Source organism: Streptomyces sp. NPDC048278, from assembly GCF_040652195.1.
Taxonomy (GTDB): domain Bacteria; phylum Actinomycetota; class Actinomycetes; order Streptomycetales; family Streptomycetaceae; genus Streptomyces.
This window is the reverse complement of sequence record NZ_JBEZLP010000002.1, coordinates 387,613-410,356: the sequence shown is the minus strand read 5'-3', so window position 1 is coordinate 410,356 and position 22,744 is coordinate 387,613. Positions and strand designations below refer to the sequence as shown.

At 70.8% G+C, this 22,744-nt stretch carries 22 protein-coding genes and 1 tRNA gene; 11 read left to right on the top strand and 12 right to left on the bottom strand.

What is annotated here, in order from left to right; genetic code table 11:
- Positions 1-40: 40 nt before the first annotated feature.
- Both AB0D74_RS05385 and AB0D74_RS05380 read right to left on the bottom strand, forming a co-directional pair.
- The gene (locus tag AB0D74_RS05385; protein ID WP_362580773.1) at positions 41-604 is read right to left on the bottom strand and encodes a hypothetical protein; all 564 of its coding nucleotides are present in this window, start codon (positions 602-604) and stop codon (positions 41-43) included.
- Between the two features lie 54 nt (positions 605-658).
- Entirely contained in the window at positions 659-1,330 is a 672-nt protein-coding gene (locus tag AB0D74_RS05380; RefSeq protein WP_362580771.1) for a bifunctional DNA primase/polymerase, read from the bottom strand.
- Between the two features lie 699 nt (positions 1,331-2,029).
- Between AB0D74_RS05380 and AB0D74_RS05375 the strand changes: the two genes are divergently transcribed.
- Together AB0D74_RS05375 and AB0D74_RS05370 are read left to right on the top strand one after the other, a co-directional pair.
- Complete coding sequence (locus AB0D74_RS05375) at positions 2,030-3,424, top strand: PP2C family protein-serine/threonine phosphatase (RefSeq protein ID WP_362580769.1); 1,395 nt, start codon at positions 2,030-2,032, stop codon at positions 3,422-3,424.
- Positions 3,425-3,525: 101 nt separating this feature from the next.
- Complete coding sequence (locus AB0D74_RS05370; protein WP_362580767.1) at positions 3,526-4,986, top strand: aminopeptidase P family protein; 1,461 nt, start codon at positions 3,526-3,528, stop codon at positions 4,984-4,986.
- Positions 4,987-5,072: 86 nt separating this feature from the next.
- On the opposite strand, the gene AB0D74_RS05365 is transcribed toward AB0D74_RS05370, so the two are convergent.
- From AB0D74_RS05365 to AB0D74_RS05350, 4 genes are all read right to left on the bottom strand, one after another.
- Positions 5,073-5,888 carry a triphosphoribosyl-dephospho-CoA synthase gene (locus tag AB0D74_RS05365; protein WP_362580765.1) on the bottom strand — a complete coding sequence of 272 codons (816 nt, stop codon included), beginning with the start codon at positions 5,886-5,888 and terminating at the stop codon, positions 5,073-5,075.
- Between the two features lie 10 nt (positions 5,889-5,898).
- Entirely contained in the window at positions 5,899-6,840 is a 942-nt protein-coding gene (locus AB0D74_RS05360; RefSeq protein ID WP_362580764.1) for an intradiol ring-cleavage dioxygenase, read from the bottom strand.
- A gap of 99 nt (positions 6,841-6,939) precedes the next feature.
- Complete coding sequence (locus AB0D74_RS05355) at positions 6,940-7,515, bottom strand: GNAT family protein (protein WP_362580762.1); 576 nt, start codon at positions 7,513-7,515, stop codon at positions 6,940-6,942.
- Positions 7,516-7,553: 38 nt separating this feature from the next.
- The gene (locus AB0D74_RS05350) at positions 7,554-8,003 is read right to left on the bottom strand and encodes an ATP-binding protein (RefSeq protein WP_362580760.1); all 450 of its coding nucleotides are present in this window, start codon (positions 8,001-8,003) and stop codon (positions 7,554-7,556) included.
- 268 nt (positions 8,004-8,271) lie between these two features.
- Between AB0D74_RS05350 and AB0D74_RS05345 the strand changes: the two genes are divergently transcribed.
- The 9 genes from AB0D74_RS05345 to AB0D74_RS05305 all read left to right on the top strand — a co-directional run bounded on the left by AB0D74_RS05345 (position 8,272) and on the right by AB0D74_RS05305 (position 18,455).
- Complete coding sequence (locus AB0D74_RS05345) at positions 8,272-9,159, top strand: hypothetical protein (RefSeq protein WP_362580758.1); 888 nt, start codon at positions 8,272-8,274, stop codon at positions 9,157-9,159.
- A gap of 165 nt (positions 9,160-9,324) precedes the next feature.
- Entirely contained in the window at positions 9,325-10,074 is a 750-nt protein-coding gene (locus tag AB0D74_RS05340; RefSeq protein WP_362581010.1) for a YcnI family protein, read from the top strand.
- Positions 10,075-10,256: 182 nt separating this feature from the next.
- Positions 10,257-10,913, top strand: coding sequence for an SCO family protein (locus tag AB0D74_RS05335; RefSeq protein WP_362580756.1), 657 nt, complete (start codon positions 10,257-10,259; stop codon positions 10,911-10,913).
- Entirely contained in the window at positions 10,910-11,392 is a 483-nt protein-coding gene (locus AB0D74_RS05330; protein WP_362580754.1) for a copper chaperone PCu(A)C, read from the top strand. Before AB0D74_RS05335 ends, AB0D74_RS05330 begins: the two co-directional genes overlap by 4 nt.
- A 16-nt stretch (positions 11,393-11,408) precedes the next feature.
- A complete protein-coding gene (locus AB0D74_RS05325) occupies positions 11,409-13,484 on the top strand; it encodes a copper resistance protein CopC (RefSeq protein WP_362580752.1) in 2,076 nt (691 codons plus the stop codon).
- 8 nt (positions 13,485-13,492) lie between these two features.
- Positions 13,493-14,773 carry an iron uptake transporter deferrochelatase/peroxidase subunit gene (gene efeB, locus AB0D74_RS05320; protein ID WP_362580751.1) on the top strand — a complete coding sequence of 427 codons (1,281 nt, stop codon included), beginning with the start codon at positions 13,493-13,495 and terminating at the stop codon, positions 14,771-14,773.
- Between the two features lie 144 nt (positions 14,774-14,917).
- Positions 14,918-15,853 carry a prephenate dehydratase gene (gene pheA, locus AB0D74_RS05315; protein ID WP_362580749.1) on the top strand — a complete coding sequence of 312 codons (936 nt, stop codon included), beginning with the start codon at positions 14,918-14,920 and terminating at the stop codon, positions 15,851-15,853.
- A 530-nt stretch (positions 15,854-16,383) separates the two neighbouring features.
- Positions 16,384-17,661 (top strand): serine--tRNA ligase, encoded by a 1,278-nt coding sequence (serS, locus tag AB0D74_RS05310; protein WP_355724507.1) that lies wholly within the window; start codon positions 16,384-16,386, stop codon positions 17,659-17,661.
- Positions 17,658-18,455, top strand: coding sequence for an HAD family hydrolase (locus AB0D74_RS05305; RefSeq protein ID WP_362580746.1), 798 nt, complete (start codon positions 17,658-17,660; stop codon positions 18,453-18,455). Before serS ends, AB0D74_RS05305 begins: the two co-directional genes overlap by 4 nt.
- A gap of 95 nt (positions 18,456-18,550) precedes the next feature.
- On the opposite strand, the gene AB0D74_RS05300 is transcribed toward AB0D74_RS05305, so the two are convergent.
- The 6 genes from AB0D74_RS05300 to AB0D74_RS05275 form a co-directional block, all read right to left on the bottom strand.
- A tRNA-Ser gene (locus tag AB0D74_RS05300) sits at positions 18,551-18,638 on the bottom strand.
- 274 nt (positions 18,639-18,912) lie between these two features.
- The gene (locus AB0D74_RS05295) at positions 18,913-19,110 is read right to left on the bottom strand and encodes a hypothetical protein (protein WP_355724499.1); all 198 of its coding nucleotides are present in this window, start codon (positions 19,108-19,110) and stop codon (positions 18,913-18,915) included.
- Between the two features lie 79 nt (positions 19,111-19,189).
- On the bottom strand, positions 19,190-19,909 hold the full coding sequence (locus AB0D74_RS05290; protein WP_362580744.1) for an ABC transporter permease: 720 nt from the start codon (positions 19,907-19,909) through the stop codon (positions 19,190-19,192).
- 10 nt (positions 19,910-19,919) lie between these two features.
- Entirely contained in the window at positions 19,920-20,831 is a 912-nt protein-coding gene (locus AB0D74_RS05285; RefSeq protein WP_362580742.1) for an ABC transporter ATP-binding protein, read from the bottom strand.
- Positions 20,828-21,733, bottom strand: coding sequence for an ABC transporter permease (locus AB0D74_RS05280; protein WP_362580740.1), 906 nt, complete (start codon positions 21,731-21,733; stop codon positions 20,828-20,830). Before AB0D74_RS05280 ends, AB0D74_RS05285 begins: the two co-directional genes overlap by 4 nt.
- On the bottom strand, positions 21,723-22,688 hold the full coding sequence (locus AB0D74_RS05275; RefSeq protein WP_362581008.1) for an ABC transporter ATP-binding protein: 966 nt from the start codon (positions 22,686-22,688) through the stop codon (positions 21,723-21,725). The genes AB0D74_RS05280 and AB0D74_RS05275 overlap by 11 nt, the downstream gene beginning before the upstream one ends.
- Positions 22,689-22,744 lie beyond the last annotated feature (56 nt).

The window sequence follows — 22,744 nt, the reverse complement described above, 5'->3', positions numbered from 1 at the left end:
TTTTCATGCCCGCGTCCGCTGTACGGACCGCAGCGATTCGTCAACTCCCGTTTGACTGCTGGGAGTTGCCCGCAGCAGAGTCCCCGGCACCGGCGTCCCCCGAGTTGCTCGCGGAGCGCAGCAGCAGTGGGCCGCCGTCGTCGCGTGCCGCGAACTCCGTGACGGCCGTGTAGGCGTCCAGCGTGCCCCGGGTGTGCTCCCGGGGCGTCTCACAGGTGGCGGGCTCGTCGTCGGCGGCGGCATCGGCGGCGCAGTGCGTCTGGACGGTGCGGCCGTTCGGGCCGAGGAGGCTCAGCACGCCCTCCAGGGCCGCTCCGGTGGCGTTGCGGTAGTAGGTGCGCGCCCAGGTGTCCGCGCCCTGGGCCATCACGCAGGTCTGCGCCTCGACGCCGTCGGGCGAGGTGAGTTCGGGACCGCAGCGGGCGGCCGTGGCCAGGCCCAGGCCGAGCACCAGGGGGGACCGGACGGGCACCGGCAGCTTCTCGTCGTCGTGCCGGGCGGGGTGTGCGCCGGCCTCGCCCACCTGTCCTGCGGACGCCACGGCCAGCGGCAGCGCGACCGCGCACACCATGACGCCCGCGAGGGCGAGTAGACGCACGTTCATGTGCGGAGGGTAACGAGACGGACGCGACAAGCCGGGTTCTCGCGCCCGACACCCCTACAACTCGGGTGCGCTCACACCCGTACGGGTGAGGGCGTCGACCACGGCGTCCACCACGGCCTCCACATCGGGCACCCAGGGCTTGGCCGAGCCGGGCAGCGGGGCCCGCTCCCAGCGGATGGCGCCCTGCCCGGTCTCGGAGGGCGGCAGGGCGAGATAGCCGCCCTCGCCGTGGAAGCGGAGCGAGCCGGGGACGAAGTCCTTGGCGTAGAGCAGCTCGCCCAGCTGCTCCATGGAGTACGGCTTGACGAGCAGCGCCCAGCGGGTGGGCGCGGCGACCACCGGGCCGAGGCGCATGCCGCGGCGGTCGAGGAGAGTGAGGGCGCGGGAGGCGGCGAGGGCCGGCAGGCTGACCGCGCAGGGCGCCGTGCCACCGGCTCCGGTGGCGAGGACGATCGGGGCCGTCGGCCGGTTCCCCCACCACCAGCGGACCATGCGCTCGTCGGTGGTGGCGGCGAGCAGGCCGGGGTCGAAGGGGTGTGCACCGGGCACCGTGCACTCGGGGTCGGGACACGCGCACCGGGCCCGCCCCTGAGGGTCGGGAGCCACGCCCGGGAGTACGGGCCACTGCCATTCCGTCGCGAAGGTCAGGGCCGCGCCGAGAAGCTCAGGCCCCTTGTCGTTCCGCCTGGACAGGAGCCTGCGTCGCCTTCCGAGGATCTCGCGCATGAGCGCTCGTTCCTTTCCGTTGCACCGCTGGCAACACCGAGGACCACATCACACCATGTGTCGATCACTGCACTGTGCGTACCTGTTGGCGCATCACACCCCTGCGCTGGGCAAGGGGAACCCCTCGGGGTCGAGCGGGGGCCGCGCCCGCGTTCACAAGAACTGCGTCGTACAGCTCGTACGTCGCACTGCTCGTACGTCGTACTACTCGCACTGCTCGCACTACGTCTCGTACTGCGTCTATCAAAAGCACGGCCACGGCGTGGGGGTGGCGAAGTCTGGCGTTTTGCCGTTCCGAGTGTTTCTCTCCGCCTCCGCCACGGGAGGATGGGGCACGGTCGTCGGTGGTTAAGACGCCCGGGTCCGTCGCCAGGTTCCGGGTGGTCCCCAACCACCCCTGGCCTTCTCCGAGTACGTACCCATCACGACCGCTGTGACGCTCCGTGGAGCAAGCCCAGTCGACCGCAATGAACCGTTGCCCGAGTCAGTTTTAGGCCAACTTCGTTTTTGTGCAAGCCGTCCGGGAGAACACCTCGAGAACACCCCAAGAGGCCCCCGGACACCAGGAATCCCGGCAGGACAATGCTGGACATCCCCTCACGAGTGCGTGTACATGTGGAGACACTGCCAGCGGTGCAGAAGGACATGGGGGTTTGCGATGCTTTTGAGCAATACGCACAGGTCTGAAAGCCGGACGCGATGAACGCCCCGCACCCTCCGAAAGTGGCTGGAATCGATTCAACGGTCCCCACTCCCGCACACACTGTCGCGCCCGTCCACCCCGCTCCGGCCACCCCGGCCGCACCTCCCGTCCCGAAGGCCCCCGCCGCCACGGCCCCCGGCACCGTCCTCCAGGACCGGCTGGCCGGGTGGGTCTCCGACCTCACCACCCTGCACGAACTGACCGAACGGCTCACCCGGACCGGCGCGCTGGAGCCGGCCCTCCAGGAGCTGCTGCGCGCCGGTGCCGCCCTGGTGGGCGCCCGGCGCGGCCTGGTGGTGCTGGAGCCGGCCGACGGGCTCGGCCCGCACCGCACGCTCGGCCTCGGGCTCGGCCGCGCGGACCTCGGCCACCTGGAGACCGTCCCGCGCGGCGCGCTGCCGTACGACACCGCTGCCGCCGCCGAGACCGCGCACCCCGACCTGTTCGCCGAGGACGGCCTCGACCCGCGCCACCGCGAGGTCGCCGCCCGCCTCGGCTACGCCGCCAGCTACGCGCTCCCCCTCGTCACCGACACCGCCGACCGCCTCGGCGCGGTCGCCTGGCTGTACGCCGAGCCGGCCGAACCGAACGAGCGCCAGCGCCACCTCGCCGGCCTGTACGTGCGGTACGCGGCCGAGCACCTGGCCCGGCTGCTGGAGGTCGAGCGCACGCGCGCGTGCATGGCGACCATCGCCGAGGAGCTGCTCCCCTCCCGGCTGCCCCGGGTGGCGGGCGTCCAGCTCGCCGCCCGGCACCGCACCGGCCCGCGCGGCGGCGGCGACTGGTACGACGCGCTGCCGCTGCCCGACGCCGCCCTCGGCCTCGCCGTCGGCTCGGTCACCGGATCCGGACCGAGCGCGGTGGCCGCGATGGGCCGGCTGCGCGCCTCGCTGCGGGCGTACGCCGTGATGGAGGGCGAGGACCCGGTCGCGGTCCTCTCCGACCTGGAACTGCTGCTGCGGCTGACCGAACCGGCCCGCTCCGCCACCGCCCTGTTCGCCTACTGCGAACCCGGGCTGCGCAAGGTCACCCTCGCCGGGGCCGGACACAGCCCGCCGCTGCTGATCGGGGAGCACCGCACCGAGTTCGCGGAGACCTCGGTCTCCGCGCCGCTGGGCATGCTCGCCTGCTGGGAGGCGCCCAGCGTGGAGATCGAGGCGGAAGCAGGCGAAACCGTCCTCCTCTACACCGACGGGCTGCTGCACCGCACCGGCGACCCCATGGACCGCGCCTTCGCCCGGCTGCACACGGCCGCCGCGAGCGTCCCGCGCGCGCTGCGTCACGACCCCGGGGCGATCGCCGACCACGTCCTGCGCACGGTGCTGCCGGACGGCCTGGACGAGGCCGACAGCGAGGAGGACGTGATCCTGCTGGCGGCCCGGTTCGACTGAGGGGCTGGCCGGGAGTCCCCCATCGCCCGGAGTCCTACGGCCCTGGGACCCCGTCCGGTACGAACGTACGATGGACGGGATCCACAGCAGTGTCGAGGAGGATGAACGTGGCCGACGAGCTCCCGGAGACCCCGGAAGAGAGCGAAGAGCCGATCAAGCAGCGCAAGAACGGCCTGTACCCGGGCGTGTCCGACGAGCTAGCCGAGAGCATGAAGTCCGGCTGGGCCGACACGGAACTGCGCGATCTCGAACCCGTCGAGCAGGCCGGGCACACCGCCCGCCGCCGCGCCGAGCTGTCCGCCCGCTTCCCGGGCGAGCGCCTGGTGATCCCGGCCGGCAACCTGAAGACCCGCTCGAACGACACGGACTACCCGTTCCGGGCGTCCGTCGAGTACGTATATCTCACCGGCAACCAGACGGAGGACGGCGTACTCGTCCTGGAGCCGAAGGACGACGGCCACGTGGCCACCGTCTACCTGCTGCCCCGCTCCGACCGCGAGAACGGCGAGTTCTGGCTCTCCGGGCAGGGCGAGCTGTGGGTCGGCCGCCGGCACTCGCTGACCGAGTCCGAGGTCCTCTACGGCATCCCCGCCGCCGACGTGCGCGAGCTGGCCGACAAGCTGCGCGAGGCCACCGGCCCGGTGCGGGTCGTCCGCGGGTACGACGCCGGCGTCCAGGCCGCGCTGACCGACAAGGTCACCGCCGAGCGCGACGAGGAGCTGCGGGTCTTCCTCTCCGAGGCGCGGCTGGTCAAGGACGAGTGGGAGGTCGGCGAGCTGCAGAAGGCCGTCGACTCCACGGTCCGCGGCTTCGAGGACGTCGTGAAGGTCCTCGACAGGGCCGAGGCCACGAGCGAGCGCTACATCGAGGGCACGTTCTTCCTCCGCGCGCGCGTGGAGGGCAACGACATCGGCTACGGCTCCATCTGCGCGGCCGGCCCGCACGCCTGCACGCTGCACTGGGTCCGCAACGACGGCCCGGTCCGCTCGGGCGACCTGCTCCTCCTGGACGCGGGCGTCGAGACGCACAGCCTGTACACCGCCGACGTCACGCGCACGCTGCCGATCGACGGCACGTACAGCGAGATCCAGAAGAAGATCTACGACGCCGTGTACGACGCCCAGGAGGCCGGCATCGCGGCCGTGCAGCCGGGCGCCAAGTACCGCGACTTCCACGATGCCGCGCAACGGGTGCTGGCCGAGCGGCTCGTCGAGTGGGGGCTCGTGGAGGGGCCGGTGGAGCGGGTGCTGGAGCTGGGGCTGCAGCGCCGGTGGACGCTGCACGGCACGGGGCACATGCTCGGGCTCGACGTCCACGACTGTGCTGCCGCGCGGACCGAGACGTATGTGGAGGGCGTCCTGGAGGCGGGGATGGTGCTCACCGTCGAGCCGGGGCTGTACTTCCAGGCCGACGACCTGACCGTGCCGGAGGAGTACCGGGGGATCGGGGTCCGGATCGAGGACGACATCCTGGTGACGGCCGACGGGAACCGGAATCTTTCGGCCGGACTGCCTCGGCGGTCGGACGAGGTCGAGAGCTGGATGGCTTCGCTGAAGGGCTGACGTGTGATGCGAATGGCCGGGTACCTGGGTGGGTGCCCGGCCATCGTTGCGTTCCGCGGGTGCGCGGGGGTGCTCCGGTCGGGGCGTCACAGAGTGGGCAGGGCGTCCAGGAACAGTGCGCCGGCCAGCAGGCCTGCGCTGCCTCGCGGGCTCCAGCCCTTTTCGTGCAGGTCCGTGTCAAGGGTGCGCAGAGCCTGCGCGCCTGTCTGTGTGGACGTGCCGCCCGCGTCCAGTACCGCTCGTGCGCCCGCCTGGACCTGGCGCAGGCCGAACGGGCCCGCGGTGTAGAGGAGTTCGGTGTCCTGGAGGGTGGACATCACCGTCAGTAAAGCGTCCAGGCGGGCCTGGTTCTCGGTGGCGCCCGCCTTGCGGGCCGTCGCCAGCGCGTCCAGTGCCCTGCGTACGTGCGGGAATCCGGCCCTGGCCTCGCCCCGGGCGCCGGCCGCGCCGTACTTCGCGGAGATCGACGAGCCCCGGGAGGGGCGTTTGGGAGCGCCCTTGTCGTTGAACGCGGCGATCTTCCGGGCGTTCATGGCCATCTCGCGGGCCTTGGCGCGGGGGTCCAGGGCAGCCGCGGCGACCAGGAAGCCGAGGGCCCACAGGGCGCCCTTGTGGCCGCCGCCGGCCAGGCCGACCGAGTGCTCGGTGCACCGGCCGATCGCACCGAGCTCCGCCCGCAGCACCGGCGTGGCTTCGCCGGTACGGCGGGCGGAGGCGGCCATCGCCGCGAGGCCGGGCGCCAGTGCCCTGGCCGACCAGCGCAGACTGTCGTGCTCCCGGCGCGTGCTGCGGGCGTCCAGGTCACGCGGGTCGGGCAGGCCCGGCTTGGGAGCCAGGGCCAGCTGACCGGTGAGCGCGGCCACGGCGGCCTGCGCCAGCGCGTCGTCCTCGCGGCTTGTCATGTCCCTTACCTTATGAGGAGGCGGAGGCCGAAGGGGAGGCGCTGTCGCTGGGGGCGTCGCTCGGCGGCGTGCCCGTCGGCGCGTCGCTCGGCGGGGTACCGCCGCCACCGCTGCCGGCGCCGGTGCTCTCGGCGTCCGGGTCGATGCCCAGGGTCAGCGAGCCCTTGTAGCCCTTCGAGGGGTCCTTCTTGTGCACGGCCTTCAGGGTCAGCAGACCGCTGGAGGCACCGCCGCCGTCGTACACCATGTCGTCGGCGAGGACGGTGTAGCTGCCGGTGTGCTTCGAGTAGGGCTCCAGCGTGAAGATCTCCTCGGCGATGTCGTCGTCGAAGAAGAGCTGGCCCGTGTAGTTGACCTTGCCGCCCTCGTAGGTGCCGTCCTCCTTCTCGCCGCCCGTGTGCACCTTCACGTGGATGTGGCAGGTGCGCGGGGTGTACCAGCCCGGGAAGATCGTCTCGAACTTCACGACCCCGTTGGCGTTGGCGATCTGGTAACCGCGCAGGTAGGTCTGGTCGTTGGCGGAGTCGCCCTCCTCGCTCTCCGCGGGGGCGGAGCCGCCGGGGTTGGCGGTGGTGTAGCCGGAGTAGTAGCCCCAGGCGTCGCAGTGCCAGATCTCGACCGCGGCGCCCTTGACCGGGGTGCAGCCGTCGGTGGCGTCGACGACGGTCAGGCGCAGGGTCAGCGGAACGCCGGCCTTGCCCTCGGTGATGTCCTTGCGCACCAAGGCACCATCGAGGTAGTACGGGCCCTCCGTGACGCTGGTCATCAGCGTCATGCACTCACTGCTGGTGGAGCCGGCGGAGGCCGTGGCGTCCGCGTCGGTGCTGTCGGTCGTGTCGGCGAAGGCCGACTGGAAGCCGGCGACCGCGAGGCCGCCGGCCGCCACCGTGCCGCCGGAGACCGCGAGGGCACGGCGGCGGGTGATCGACGTGTTTTTGTGGTTTCCCGTCATGGCCGACGAAGCTATGAACGTCGTTTGTCAGGGGCATGGGCGCGAGCTGGCAACGGCCTGTGAACGCCCAGGAAGCTGAACCAGTCGGGAAGCCACTGGTCACAGCGCCGGGACGCGGTCGTGCAGGACCCGCTGGAACAGCCGGCTGTCCCGCCATTCTCCATCGATGTGCAGATACTGCGGGGCATCCCCGATCGTCTCGAACCCGCATTTCTTCAGGACGCGTTGGGAGGTCGTGTTCTCGATCAGGGTGGACGCCTCGATCCGGTGAAGTCCCACCACGTCCCTGGCGATCTCGCAGACCCGCTCCAGGGCCGCGGTGGCCAGACCCCGGCCCTGCTGATCACCGGCCACCCAATAGCCGACGTAGGAACTACAGAAAGGGCCGAGAGAAATCCCGGAAAGAGTGATCGCCCCGACGATCCTGCCGTCCTCGGCCGACTCCATGAGCCAGGGCGCCACGAGGCCGTCGGCAGCCTGTCCCACCAGGCCTTCGATGCGCTCGGTCTGCCCCTCGACGGTGAAGAAGGACTCGGGTCTGACCGGTTCCCAGGGTTCGAGATGACGTCGGTTGCCGACGTATGCGGCACACAGCGCTTTCGCGTCGCCGACGGCAATGGGACGCAATATCACACCGGGGATGAGCAGGCTTTCTTTAATCTTTCTGAGAATCATGCGCGCACCCTAGCGCGGGTGTTATGCCGGAGCGAGAGTCATGCCGAAAGCAGGGAAGGATCTTTCTTCCACTTGAGGATCTTGTCGAAGCTGACCACGGTGCCGCCGCGGCCCGGCTTGTTGCCGATGTGGACGTGATCCGCGAGTTCTCTGATGAGACAGAGCCCTCTTCCGTTCTCGGCGTCGGGACGGGCGGGTCTGAGGTCCTGGGTACGGGCGAACCCGGGAGCGAGCCCCGGCCCCGAATCGGCCACTTCGATACGGCACTTCTCGCCGTCCAGATAGGCGGTGACCCGGTACGCCTCCGAGGGACGGCCGGCCCCGCCGTGCTCGACGGCGTTCGCGCAGGCCTCGCTGAGGGCGACGGAGAGGTCGTAGGAGACATCGGGGTCGACGCCCGCCGTCTCCATCGTGCCGATGAGCAGCCGTCGGGCGAGCGGCACGCTCGCGGCCTCACGCCGCAGATGGAGTGACCACCAGATGCTCATGCTCCAGCCTCCTGGCCGCGGCTCGACATACCGATACCTATTGCCACCCGTGCGCGGGTGTAAGCACTCCGTTCATGTGAGAACGCCCATCCGGGGGATGCGCGGGTGGAGGTTTCGGTGTATGAGCGGGTGGTTCGCCACAAGGATGATCTTTCGATTCTTTCTGCCGAACACCACCCGCGGGCACAACGGAAGCCCTCCGGGCGTAACGGAATCTTCCGGACCTGACGCGGAGCGGGTGCGGGTGCAGTGCGATGATGAGCCCGCCATGACTGCCCCCCAGCCGCGCGCGGCGCGCACCGGAAGCGGACTGCGGCTCCTGCGGGCCGCGGTGTTCGCCGCGCTCTGCGTGGTGCTGGCCGCGGCGGGGCACACCCTGGCCTCCTGCGCGACCGTTCCGCTGTGGACGCTCGGCGCGGGCTTCCTGGGCACCCTGGCCCTCGTCGTGCCGCTGGCCGGCCGGGCCCGCTCGCTGCCCGGGATCGTGGCGCTGCTCGCGGTCGTGCAGACCGTCCTCCACACGCTGTTCGGCCTCGGTCAGCACGGTGGCTCCGCGATGTCCGGCGGCTCGATGTCCGGGTCGTCCATGGCGTCCGGATCGTCCATGGCGTCCATGGCGTCGACGTCGTCGATGTCCATGGGCGACGCCTCGCTGGTGGAGCGGGCCGCACGGCTGGTGTGCGGGGCCGGGGCGGCGCAGATCAGCCCCGCCCACGCGTACAAGATCCTCACGGACGCGCATCTCAGCACCTCGGCTCCGGCCACCGGCACGAGCGGGGCGGTCCACGCCGCGGACGCCACCGGGGCCTCCGGCTCGCTGCTGCCGTCCGTGCCCATGCTGCTCGGACACGTGCTCGCGGCCGTCGTGGCCGGGTGGCTGCTGCGCCGGGGCGACCTGGCGCTGCTGCGGCTGATCCGGTTGTCGGCCGATTCGGCGCACGGGGTCGCCGAGGGGGCGCTGATCCGCTCCCTGCGCGGGGCGCTCGCGCTGACGCGTGCCCTGTGCGCCGGTCTCGTGGCCGTATCCGCTCCACCCGCGCGTACCCGTCGCGGCGCCTGGGACATACCGCCCGCCCCGCGCACCGTCGCACTCCAGCACTCGGTGATCCGGCGCGGGCCGCCCCCGGCCGCCGCCGTACTCGTTCTCGCCGCCTGACACGACGCGACCAGAGCACTCCCCGGGGTCTGCCCGGATCCGGAGGGGCCGGCCGCCGTCGTGCGGCACGCGCGCGTGCGTTCTCCGCACGCCCCCTCAACGACAGAACTCACTCGGAGTGGAGTGCTCCCTGCCATGAAGGCTTCCGCCATGAAGGCTTCCACCGTGAAGGCCTCTCGCATCGCCGCCGTCGCCGCCGTCACGGGTACGGCCGTGCTGGCCGTCTCCTCGCCCGCGTTCGCGCACGTCAGCGTGCAGCCCGAGGGCACCGCCGCCAAGGGCGGTTACGCGGTCATCGACTTCAAGGTCCCCAACGAGCGCGACGACGCCTCGACCACCAAGGTCGAGGTCAACTTCCCCGCCGACCACCCGATCGCGTCCGTGATGCCGCAGCCGATGGCCGGCTGGAAGATCGCGGTCACCAAGTCCAAGCTGGCCAAGCCGCTGGAGATGCACGGCGAGAAGATCGACCAGGCGGTCACCAAGGTCACCTGGACCGCCGAGGACAAGGGCATCGAGCCGGGCTACTTCCAGAAGTTCCCGCTCTCCGTGGGCGCCCTGCCCGAGAACACCGACGAACTGGTCTTCAAGGCCGTCCAGACGTACTCCAACAAGGAGGTCGTCCGCTGGATCGAGGTCCAGCAGGAGGGCCAGGACGAGCCGGAGAACCCGGCCCCGGTCCTCGCGCTGTCCGCCGCCACGGGCGACCACCACGGGTCCGCCGCGGCCGAGGACACCGCCGAGGAGACCTCCGCCAAGACCGAGACCACCGCCTCCGACGACTCCGGCTCCGCAGGCGGCAGCGACACCACCGCCCGCGTCCTCGGCGTCGTCGGCATCGTCGTCGGCGCGGCCGGGGTCGCCTACGGCGTCCTCGCCGGCCGCCGCCGGACCACCACCGGCACCGAGGCCTGAGCTCCGCGTCCGTAACACGCACAGGGGGTCGTGCGACGCTGTCGTGGCGACCGTCGCAACGGCTGTCGCGGCAGCTGCCGCAGTAGCTGCGGTGGCTGTCACAGCAGTTCTCGCAGCTGTCGGACAGCTGTCGTACGGCCCCCCGGTGCGTGCCGGATCTCTCACATCTGGGACATTTTCGTATGCGCAAGAAGACGTTCGCCGCGGCCGTGCTGCTCGCCGCCGCCACTCTGACCCTCTCCGCCTGCGGCAGCGGCGACGACGACGCGAAGTCACCCGTCACCGTGATCTCCGGCGACAACTCGAACAAGGCCGCCACCGTCCTGGACACGCCGTTCGAGAAGCCGGACCTGGTGCTCACCGACACCCACGGCAAGAAGTACGACCTGCGCGCGGAGACCAAGGGCAGGCCGACGCTGGTCTACTTCGGCTACACGCACTGCCCCGACGTCTGCCCGCTGACCATGAACAACCTCGCGGTCGCCAAGAAGGCGCTGTCCAAGGCCGACCAGGCGAAGCTGCGGGTCGTGTTCGTCACCACCGACCCGGCCCGCGACACCCCGTCCGAGCTCGGCAAGTGGCTCAAGGGCATCGACCCCCAGTTCATCGGCCTGACCGGCGACTTCGCCACCATCCAGGCCGGCGCCCGCACCCTCGGCATCTCCATCGAGCCGACCCACAAGGACAAGAAGACCGGCAAGGTCGTCTCGGTGCACGGCACCCAGGTCATCGCGTTCTCGCCGAAGACCGACGGCGGCTACGTCCTCTACGGCGAGGACGCCACCGTCGACGACTACACCAAGGACCTCCCCAAGCTGATCCAGGGGGAGAACCCGTGAAACCCCTCAAGCGCTCCGCCCTGACCGGGATAGCGATCGCGGGGGCGCTGGCCGCCCTCGCGGGCTGCGGCGGCCCGGCCTCGTCCGGAACCCCGGGCTCTTCGGCGGCCGAGCTGTCCGTCGGCGCCTCCTACATGCCGCAGCCGGTCTCCGCCGACATGGCCGCCGGATTCCTGACGATCACCAACAAGGGCGGCACACAGGACGAGCTGACCTCCGTCACCAGCGCCTCCGCCGGCGAGATCACCATGCACGAGACCAACGGCGGGGCCATGGAGGAGGTCACCTCCTTCAAGGTGCCCGCACACGGTCAACTCGTGTTCAAAAGTGGGGGCAACCATCTGATGTTCGAGAAGCTGAAGCACCGCCCGGAGCAGGGCGACACGATCACCCTGAAACTCACGTTCGCCGAATCCGGTCCGCTCACCGTCGAGATGCCGGTGAAGTCCGCCACGTACAACCCGTCGACCGGACACTGAGGGAGGACCGACCTTTATGCGGACCATCACCCCCCGCCTGCGCACCCTGGTGCTGCTGTTCCTCGCCGTCACCGGTGCGCTGCTGGCCGGCGCCGGGCCGGCCTCGGCGCACGCCGCGCTGACCGGCAGCGACCCCTCCCAGGGGGTGGTGGTCACCAAGGCACCCGACCAGGTCTCGCTCACGTTCTCCGAGAACGTGTCCATGAACGACAACTCGATCCGGGTCCTGGACCCCCAGGGCAAGCGGGTCGACCTGGCCAAGCCGGACAACCTGAGCGGGACGACGTACGGCGTGCAGCTCAAGAGCGGGCTGGGCAAGGGCACGTACACCGTCGCCTGGCAGGTCGTCTCGGCGGACAGCCACCCCGTCGCCGGCGCCTTCACCTTCTCCGTCGGGGCGCCCTCCAAGACCGTCGCCTCCGTCGGGGACCAGGAGGCGGGCGGCGGGGTCGTCGGCTGGCTCTACGGCTTCGGGCGGTACATGTCGTACGCCGGGTACATCGTGCTCGTCGGCGGCGCCGCCTTCGTCCTCGCCTGCTGGCAGCGCGGCTCCGGCGTGCGGGCCATGCAGCGCCTGGTCGTCGGCGGCTGGCTGACGCTCACCGCCGCCACCCTCTGGCTGCTGCTCCTGCGCGGCTCCTACACGACCTCCGGCAGCGTCGGCGACATCTTCGACCTGAACCTCCTCGGCCAGGTCCTGCAGACCAAGACCGGCGCGGCCCTGGTCTCCCGGCTGCTGCTGCTCGCGGCGGCTGCCCTCTTCATCGCCGTCCTCTTCGGTGCCTACGACAAGCGCGAGGAAGAGGAGAAGCGCGACCTGACCTTCGGGCTCGCCATCGGCGGGACCGTCGTGGCCGCCGGGCTCGCGGCGAGCTGGGCCATGGCCGAGCACGCCTCCACCGGGCTCCAGCCGGGCATCGCGATGCCGGTCGACGTCATCCACCTGCTCGCCGTCGCCGCCTGGCTGGGCGGCCTCACCGCCCTGCTGGTCGCCCTCTACCGGGCGCCCGCCGACGCCCCGGTCGATTCCGCCGCCGTACAGCGCTTCTCCCGCGTCGCCTTCGGGTCGGTGCTCGCGCTGGTCGCCACCGGCATCTACCAGTCCTGGCGCCAGCTCGGCTCCTGGTCGGCGTTCACCGACACGGCATACGGCGAGCTGCTGCTGGTCAAGATCGGGCTCGTGGCGCTGCTCGTCGGCATCGCGTCCATCTCGCGACGGTGGACGGGGCGGCTCGCGGAAGCGGCGGTGACGGAGCCGGAGACCAAGACGGAGCCGGAGACGAAGGCAGAGCCGGAGACGGCGCCCAAGACGAAGACGGAGACGGTCGAAGAGACGCAGGAGGAAGCGGCGCGGGAGAAGGAGACGGTCAAGGCGTCCGTTGCCACGAAGGAGGCCTCCGTCAAGGCCGCCGGGTCCGGCGCCGGCGTCCCTGCTGTCTCCGGTGTCTCTGCCGCCTCCGGCAGCTCCGGCAGCTCCGGCAAGGCCGGGTCCGCCGACGACGACCCCGAGCGGGCCGCCCAGCTCGCCCGGCAGCAGTCCGCCATGGACACCGCCCGGCAGAAGCGGCTCCGGGACGCCGACCCGCACCGCTTCGGCCTGCGCCGCTCGGTGCTCGCCGAGGCCGGGGTCGCCGTCGCCCTGCTCGCGGTCACGACCGTGCTGACGCAGACCGAGCCGGGCCGTACCGAGCAGGACGCCAAGGCCGCCACCGCCGCGGCGTCCTCCTCCTCGTCGTCGAGCTCGTCCTCGGGCGCGCTGACCCTCGACATGTCCTTCGACACCGGCGGCAAGGACGGCAAGGGCGTCGTCCGCGTCGACCTGGACCCCGCGACCGTGGGCAGCAACGAGATGCACGTCTACGTCCAGCGTCCCAACGGCCGCGCGTTCGACATCCCCGAGGTGAAGGTCGCCTTCACCCTCGACGCCAAGAAGCTCGGGCCGATTCCCGTGAACCCCGACCACGTCACCACCGGGCACTGGGCGGCCAACGGCGTGCAGATCCCCATCGCCGGCGACTGGAAGGTCTCCGTCACCGTGCGGACCTCCGACATCGACCAGGTGACCGTCTCCAAGAACGCGCAGATCGGCTGACCCGCACCATGTCCGAACAGTCCCAGTCCGTCCACGAGGCCCGTACCCCCGCCGCGGAGGCTCCCCCGGCCGGGGGCGTCAGCCGGCGCGCGCTGCTCGGCACCGCCGGGGCCACCGGCCTCGTGCTCGGCGCGGCCGGCGCGGGCGTCGGCTACGGGGCCGCCCCCGCCCAGGCCGCCCCGCTCAGCTCGGTGGGCTCCGACCGGGCGATGTTTCACGGGAAACATCAACCGGGCATCACCGAGGGCCTCCAGGCGCGCGGCCACCTCGTCGCCTTCGACCTGGCCGCGGGCGCGGGGCGCACCGAGGCCGCCGCGCTGCTGCGCCGCTGGTCGACGACGGCCCAGCGGCTGATGGCGGGCGAGCCGATGACGCAGGACGACACGGACGTGGCCCGGGACGCGGGCCCCTCCTCGCTGACGGTCACCTTCGGCTTCGGCAACAGCTTCTTCAGCCGTACCGGCCTGGAGAAGCAGCGGCCGTCCGCGCTGGACCCGCTGCCCGACTTCTCCTCCGACCACCTCGACAGGTCGCGCAGCAACGGCGACCTGTGGGTGCAGATCGGCGCCGACGACGCCCTGGTCGCCTTCCACGCCCTGCGCGCGATCCAGAAGGACGCGGGCAGCGCGGCGAAGGTCCGCTGGCAGATGAACGGCTTCAACCGCACCCCGGGCGCCACCGCGCACCCCATGACGGCCCGCAACCTCATGGGCCAGCTGGACGGCACGCGCAACCCGAAGCCGACGGAGTCGGACTTCGACCGGCGGATCTTCGTGCCGGCCGGCGGTTCGAGCGACCCCGCGTGGATGGCGAACGGCTCCTACGCCGTCGTGCGCCGGATCCGCATGCTCCTCGACGACTGGGAGAAGCTGTCGCTCACGGCCCAGGAGAACGTGATCGGGCGGAAGAAGTCGAACGGGGCGCCGCTGACCGGGGGCACCGAAACGACGGCGATGGACCTGGAGAAGGCCAGGGCGGACGGGGAGTACGTCGTGCCGATCAACGCGCATGCCCGGATCACCCGGCCCGACCAGAACGGGGGCTCCGCCATCCTGCGGCGCCCGTTCTCGTACCACGACGGCATCGACACGGACGGGACGCCGGACGCGGGGCTGCTCTTCGTCTGCTGGCAGGCGGATCCGCTGCGCGGGTTCGTGCCGCTGCAACGCAAGCTGGACCGCGGCGACGCGCTGTCCGAGTACATCCGCCACGAGGCGAGCGGCCTGTTCGCGGTGCCGGGCGGTGCGGCCTCCGGGGAGTACGTGGGGCAGCGGCTCCTGGAGGGCTGAGGCTCCTGGAGGGCTGACCGAGGGCTGGTTACCAGAGTGGTTTCTGATCACTATTGGTGCGTATCCGGGTTTCAAACCACCCGGTCGAGTGGATCCGACGAGACAGGTGAGCCGCGCCTCCCTGCGCCCATTAGGGTGAGGGACATGCCAGCGAGCTATGCGTATCTCGGTCCCGAAGGCACCTTCACCGAAGTCGCCCTGCGCACGCTTCCGGAGGCCGCCACCCGGGAGCTCATCCCGTACGTCTCCGTGCAGTCCGCGCTGGACGCCGTGCGCAACGGCGAGGCCGAGGCCGCGTTCGTGCCGATCGAGAACTCCGTCGAGGGCGGGGTCACCACGACCCTCGACGAGCTGGTCGCGGGCCGGCCGCTGATGATCTACCGCGAGGTGCTCCTGTCGATCACCTTCGCGCTGCTGGTCCGCCCCGGCACCAAGCTCTCCGAGGTCAAGACGGTGACCGCCCACCCGGTCGCCCAGCCGCAGGTCCGCAACTGGCTGCGGGCCCACCTCCCGGACGCCCTCTGGGAGTCCGCCGCCTCGAACGCGGACGGTGCCCGGCTGGTCCAGGAGGGCCGCTACGACGCCGCCTTCGCGGGCGAGTTCGCGGCCGAGCGGTACGGCCTGGAGGCCCTGGAGACCGGGATCCACGACGCGGAGAACGCGCAGACCCGGTTCGTCCTGGTCGGCCGTCCGGCCCGGCCCGCGGCCCCGACCGGCGCGGACAAGACCTCGGTCGTGCTCTGGCAGAACGACGACCACCCGGGCGGGCTGCGCGACCTGCTCGGCGAGTTCGCCACCCGGGGCATCAACCTCATGCTGCTGCAGTCCCGGCCGACCGGCGCCGGCATCGGCAACTACTGCTTCTGCATCGACGCCGAGGGCCACATCTCCGACCGGCGGGTGGCGGAGGCCCTGATGGGGCTGAAGCGGATCTGCCGCCAGGTGCGGTTCCTGGGCTCCTACCCGCGGGCGGACGTCAGTCCGGGCGAGGTCGTGGGGCCCACGCTGCCGGGGACGTCGGACGAGGAGTTCGTCGCGGCCTCGGACTGGGTGGCGCGCTGCCAGGACGGCCGCTTCTAACCGGTCGTACCCTCATATCTTCGTTATCCACAGGGGTTATCCACAGGTGCCCATCTCGACCTGGGGACAAGTCGACAGCGAAGCATGAGTCTGTCGACAAATCGCCCTACAGGCCGTCGGTGCGACCCGGCCGGCCCACATCACCCTTCGTCCACTCGTTTCCCATGGTTCATCTTTTGGAGCGATGCCTTTCCACTCGAAAGAGGGTGTTGTCCCGGTTTGATCCGGGAATTCCTCTCTTCACACACCGCTCGCGAAGTGATCGATTCCGAAGTCCACACCCCATCCACACACCCTGTGGATAACTCTCGGGAGGGTGTGGATTCCTGTGGACAACCGCGCCCCCAAGTACCGCTCTCCACAAGGGAATCCAGTCAACCGCGGGTCCCGGCCTTACCCCGTCCCGGGGAGTGAGACACTTTTTATTGACACGCTCGGCAATTCCCCCATAACGGAACGTAAGCCGCTATTCGGAACACGTGTGGATAGTGATTCGTGGGGGGCAACCCCGCACCGGTAGCCTTGGCCGCGTGATTGACCTTCGCCTGCTCCGTGAGGACCCCGACCGTGTGCGCGCGTCCCAGCGCGCCCGTGGAGAGGACGTCGCGCTCGTCGACGCCCTCCTCTCTGCCGACGAGCGGCGCAGGTCCTCCGGCGTCCGCTTCGACGAGCTGCGCAACGAGCAGAAGTCGCTCGGCAAGCTCATCCCCAAGGCCTCCGGCGACGAGAAGGCCGAGCTGCTGAGGAAGACGGGCCAGCTCGCCGCCGACGTCAAGGCCGCCGACGCCGAGCAGCACGAGGCCGACGAGGAGACCAAGCGCCTCGCGCTGCAGCTCGGCAACCTCGTGCACCCCGACGTCCCGGTGGGCGGCGAGGAGGACTTCGTCGTCCTGGAGACACACGGCACCATCCGCGACTTCGGCGCCGAGGGCTTCGAGCCCAAGGACCACCTGGAGCTCGGCGAGGCGCTGGGCGCCATCGACGTGGAGCGCGGCGCCAAGGTGTCCGGCTCGCGCTTCTACTACCTGACGGGCGTCGGCGCGCTCCTGGAGCTGGCGCTGGTCAACGCGGCGATCGCGCAGGCCACCGAGGCCGGGTTCACCCCGATGCTGACCCCCGCACTGGTCCGCCCGCGCGCCATGGAGGGCACCGGCTTCCTCGGCCAGGCCGCGGAGAACGTGTACCACCTGGAGAAGGACGACTACTACCTGGTCGGCACCTCCGAGGTCCCGCTCGCCGCGTACCACATGGACGAGATCATCGACGCCGACCAGCTGCCGCGCCGCTACGCGGGCTTCTCGCCCTGCTTCCGCCGCGAGGCGGGCACGTACGGCAAGGACACCCGCGGCATCTTCCGCGTGCACCAGTTCGACAAGGTCGAGATGTTCTCCTACGTCGCTCCGGAGGACGCGGAGAACGAGCACAAGCGGCTCCTGGACTGGGAGAAGCAGTGGCTGACCGGCCTTGAGCTGCCCTTCCAGGTCATCGACGTGGCCTCGGGCGACCTCGGCGCGTCGGCGTCCCGCAAGTACGACTGCGAGGCGTGGATCCCGACCCAGGGCAAGTACCGCGAGCTCACGTCGGCCTCCAACTGCGACAGCTTCCAGGCCCGCCGGCTGTCCGTCCGGATGCGGGACGGCAAGAAGGTGCAGCCGCTCGCGACGCTCAACGGCACGCTCTGCGCCGTACCGCGCACCATCGTGGCGATCCTGGAGAACCACCAGCTGGCCGACGGCTCGGTGCGCGTGCCCGAGGTGCTGCGCCCGTACCTGGGCGGCCGGGAGGTCCTGGAGCCGGTGTCCCGGTGAGCTTCCCCTACGGGCTCATCGCCACCGACCTCGACGGGACGCTGCTGCGCTCCGACGAGTCGGTCTCCCCGCGTACCCGTGAAGCGCTCGCCGCGGCCACCGCGGCGGGCGCCGCACACATCGTCGTCACCGGCCGCGGCGTCCCGTGGACCCGGTACATCCTCGACGACCTCGGCTACGACGGCCTCGCCGTGTGCGGCCAGGGGGCGCAGGTGTACGACGCCGGAGCGCACCGCCTGCTCACCTCCGTGACGCTGGACCGGCAGCTCGCCGCGATCGCCCTCGCGAAGATCGAGGCCGAGGTCGGCCCGCTGCGTCTCGCGGCGAGCCGCGACGGCCTCGACGGCGACGTGCTGGTGGGGCCGGGGTACGCGTTGACGGGGCATCTCCCGTCGACCCCCTTCACGGACGTCGCCGACCTCTGGGCGGCCCCGCTGAACAAGATCTACATACAGCACCCGGAGCTGTCCGACGACGAGCTCGCGGAAGCGGCCCGGCAGGCGGCCGGGGGCTTCGTCACGGTGGCCATGGCGGGCGAGGGCATCGTGGAGCTGCTCCCGCTCGGGCTGTCGAAGGCGACGGGGCTGTCGCTGGCCGCGCGCCGGCTGGGGCTGAGGTCCGCCGACACGATCGCCTTCGGCGACATGCCGAACGACGTGCCGATGTTCGGCTGGGCTTCGTACGGGGTGGCCATGGCCAACGCACATGACGAACTGAAAGCCGTGGCGAACGAGGTCACGTCCTCCAACGAGGAGGACGGGATCGCGGTGGTCGTGGAGCGTCTGCTCGGCTGAGGTCGTCTTTCGACCTCCGGTGCGTGGGTGCTGGTCGCGCAGTTCCCCGCGCCCCTCAGGCAGGCAGGGACACTCACGCACGCTGACAAGTTCTGCGGAGGATGCACGGATCGAACGTGCGCGGGCTTTTCAGGCCCGACCACGGCTTAGCAAGCCGGTGCCTTACCACTCGGCCAATCCTCCGGGTGGGCGGCCCACGCGAGAGCGACGTCGCGTGCTCGAAGCGGCCGCCCCGGGCAGCTACACGGCGATCCGCCGACGGCTGCCCTGACGGGAGCGGGACGTACTGTCGTGCATGGACATCGTCCGGCTCCTCTCCCGGCTCATGGGGTGACACAACAACTGTGCCGGTAAGCCGAGTTGGGTGCCACTCAATTTACGTGCGGTGAGCGCCCCTGCCTGAGGGGCGCGGGGAACTGCGCGAACAGCCCCCACGCACCCGCAGACGAAGAAACACCTACCGGCGCCACCAACGCCGCCGCCCCTTGCTGAAGAACCACCCGGCGGGCGGCTCGTCCGACCGCCACGGCTGGGGTTCCGGCGCCTCCGCGCGCCAGCGCGCGGCCAGCATCCGCGCCCGCGCGGACGGCTCCGAGGTCTCGGCCGACCGTATGAAGTCCTCGTTCAGAACGATGCCGTCCCAGTCCTCTGCCATCCCCGTTCCTCTCCACAGAACGTCCCCTTTGCCCAGTGTGCCCGGACAGAGGTGAAGCCCCCGTCAATAAGGCGGGCGTCTACTCCTCGCCCGCCAGCTTCAGCGAGCGCAGCTTCTGGCCGGCGTACCAGGTGGCCAGGACGGTCACCACGACCAGCAGCACCGTGCCCGTCGTCAGGGACACGTCGGACGTGACCAGTTCGCCGCCGGTCACCTTGTGGGCGACCGCCAGGGACCACTGCTGGACGCTCAGCGTCCGCGCCCCGGGGACCAGGGAGCCGAACAGGGCCTCCCAGACCAGGGCGTAGACGAGCCCGAAGACCACCGCGTGCCGCGACACCGTGCCGAGCAGCAGGAAGAGCGCGGCGTAGGCGATGGAGGCGACCAGCGCGGCGACCGTGTAGGCGACGGCGATCTGCTGGCCGTTGCCGTTGAGGATGAAGCCCGCGACGAGCGTCGGCAGGGCGGAGAACACCATCGTCACGGCGATCGCCACGATCAGCTTGGTGAAGATGATCGTCGGCCGTTTGATCGGCTTGGACAGCAGGTACACCACCGAGCCGTCGTCGATCTCCGGGCCGATCGCGCCCGTGCCGGCGATGACGCCGATGATCGGCACCATGGTGGCGAGCCCGAGGCCGCCGAGCAGGTCGGCGGCCGTCTGGTCGTCGGCACCGGCGAGGCCGCGGACGACGACGGAGATCGCGATGAGCAGCAGGGGCAGGGCGCCCAGGATGAGGGCCCGGCGACGGCCGAGCAGGGCCCGGTAGGTGAGGCGGGCGACTGTGGGGTCGTACATCTTCGGCCTCCTACGCCGCGACCAGGTAAGAGAACACGGATTCGAGGGACTCGTCGGACGGCGAGACCGTGAGCAGCCGGATGCCGTGGTCGCGGGCGACCTTCGGCAACAGGGCGGTGAAACGGCCGAAGTCGACGGCCTGGATGCGCAACGCGCCCTCGGCGAGATCGACCTCGATGCCCGAGGTGGAGGGGTCGGCGATCAGGGCCGCCGCGAGGGCGCGGTCGTCACTGGAGCGGACCAGGTAGCGGTGCGGACGGTCGGTCATCAGGCGGCGGATCTTGCGGAAGTCGCCGCTGGCCGCGTGCCGTCCGGCGACCACGACCTCGATGTGCCAGGCGAGTTGCTCGACCTCTTCGAGGATGTGGGAGGAGAAGAGGACCGTGCGGCCCTCGTCGCCCATGCGCCGCAGCAGTTCCATGAGCTGCATCCGCTGGCGCGGGTCCATGCCGTTGAAGGGCTCGTCGAGGAGGAGCAGCGACGGGTCGTGGACCAGGGCGGACGCCATCTTCACGCGCTGGCGCATGCCCTTGGAGTACGTCGAGATCCTGCGGTCCTGCGCGTACTCCATCTCGACCGTGGCGAGGGCCTTCTGGGCGGCCTTGGCGCCGAGGCCGTGCAACTCGGCGTTGGCGACGACGAACTCGCGGCCGGTGAGGAAGTCGTACATCGCCTCGCGTTCGGGGACGATGCCGATGTGCTTGTAGATGGCCTCGTTGCGCCAGGTCGGCTGCCCGTCGAGGGTGACCGTGCCGGTGGAGGGGGCCAGGAAGCCGCCCATCATGTTGATGAGGGTGGACTTGCCGGCGCCGTTGGGGCCGAGGAGGCCCGTGACGCCCGGGCCGATGGTCATGGTCACGTCGTTGACGGCGACCACGTTGCCGAACCAGCGGGAGACGTGGTCGATGGAGAGCGTGGTCACAGTCCCACCTTCTTGTAGCGGCGCAGCAGAAGGCCGTAGCACGCGGCGATGAGGCCGAGGACGACGAGCAGGTACACCGCGCCCTGGGCGTGGGAGGGTCCGTCGCCGCCCGGGAAGGTGTTGGTGCCGCCGAGCAGGGCCGTGCTCAGGCCGCCGATCAGGGTGACCGGCGAGAACAGGCCGATCCACGGGATGGCCCCGGTGCTGCCCTGGGAGTCGGCGATGGCCTGGAGGGTGGAGACCGCACCGTAGGAGATGGTCAGCACGGCGATCACGGCGGCGATGCCGAAGCCGCGGCGCGGGGTGATGGAGGCGATGACCAGGCCGATGCCGGCGAGGAGGAGGGACAGCAGGGCCACCGAGAGCAGTCCCTGGCCGAACCCCTTGGTCTGATGGGCGAAGTCCATCTTGGAGAGCAGGGCCCCCAGGTACAGCACGACCAGCGGGGCGCCGGTCAGGATGAACATCGCGGAGGCCAGGGCGGCGAACTTGGCCTGGACGTAGTCGGCGGTCTCGATGGGCCGCGAGAAGTACAGCGGGATGGTCTTGAAGCGCAGGTCGCGGGAGACGGCCTGGGGTGCCTGCGAGGCGACGTACAGGCTGATGACGGCCTGCATGATGATCGCGTACCGCGTGTAGGACACCGGCAGGTCGTGCGCCTTGGTGGCGACGGCGACGGCGACCATGATGGCCGCGGGCACGCACATCACCGCGAACAGCAGCATCGGCAGCACCTTGGACTTCACCGAGCGGCCGAGGCCGTAGGAGCCGCGCAGGGTCTGCGAGTACAGGGACAGGCGGGCGTAGGCGCGGCCCAGGCGCGGGCCGTCGTAGCCGCGGTAGCCGATGTCGTGGATACGGGACTGGTCGCCCGGTCCCGCGATGGGCTGGTCAACCGCCATGGACGGTTGCCTCCTTCCGCTGCTCGTCGTCGCTGGTGAAGACCTCGGAGATGTGGTGCCGGCGCTGCTCCATGCGCACCAGGCCGAGGCCGAGGTCGGCGACGACGTCGCGGACCAGGTCGTACGTCTCCTCGCCCTCGGCGGTGAGCAGCAGGATGTGACCGGCGCCGGGAAGGCCGCCGCCCTCGTTGTCCGTCTCCACCCCGCGCGCGTGGAGCGCGTCGCGCACCGCGCGGGTGCCGTCCGGGTGCTCGTCGCTGTCGGTGACCTCGATGGCGAGGGTGGTCGTGGACTGCGTGAAGTCGGTGGTGGAGCTGGAGCGCAGCAGCTTGCCGCCGTCGACGACGACCACGTGGTCGCAGGTGCGTTCCAGTTCGCCGAGCAGGTGCGAGGTGACCAGGACCGAGATGCCGAAGTCGGTGTGGATCCGGCGGATCAGGCCGAGCATCTCGTCGCGGCCGACCGGGTCGAGGCCGTTGGTCGGCTCGTCGAGGAAGACCAGCTGCGGGTCGTGCACCAGGGCCTGGGCGAGCTTCACGCGCTGCTTCATGCCGGTCGAGTAGCCGCCGATGGGGCGGTACCGCTCCTCGTAGAGCCCGACGTGGCGCAGCGTGTCGGCGGTGCGCTCGCGGGCGGCGGCGGGCGGCAGGCCGGACATCCGGGCCATGTGCACGACGAACTCGGTGGCCGAGACGTCGGGCGGCAGGCAGTCGTGCTCCGGCATGTAGCCCACGCGCTCGCGGATGGCGGCACCCTTGGTAGCGACGTCGAGGCCGAGCACTTCGGCGCGGCCCTCGGTCGCGGGGGACAGACCCAGCAGGATCTTGATCAGGGTGGACTTGCCGGCGCCGTTGGCTCCGACGAGCCCGGTCACACCGGGTCCGATGTCCACGGACAGCCGGTCGAGCGCGGTCACCCGGGGGAACCGCTTGCTCAGGCTTTCGGTCGCGATCACAGTCACGCCATAGAAGGTAGTGACCCGCGCCACTGGGGTCGTCAGACCTTGGAGCC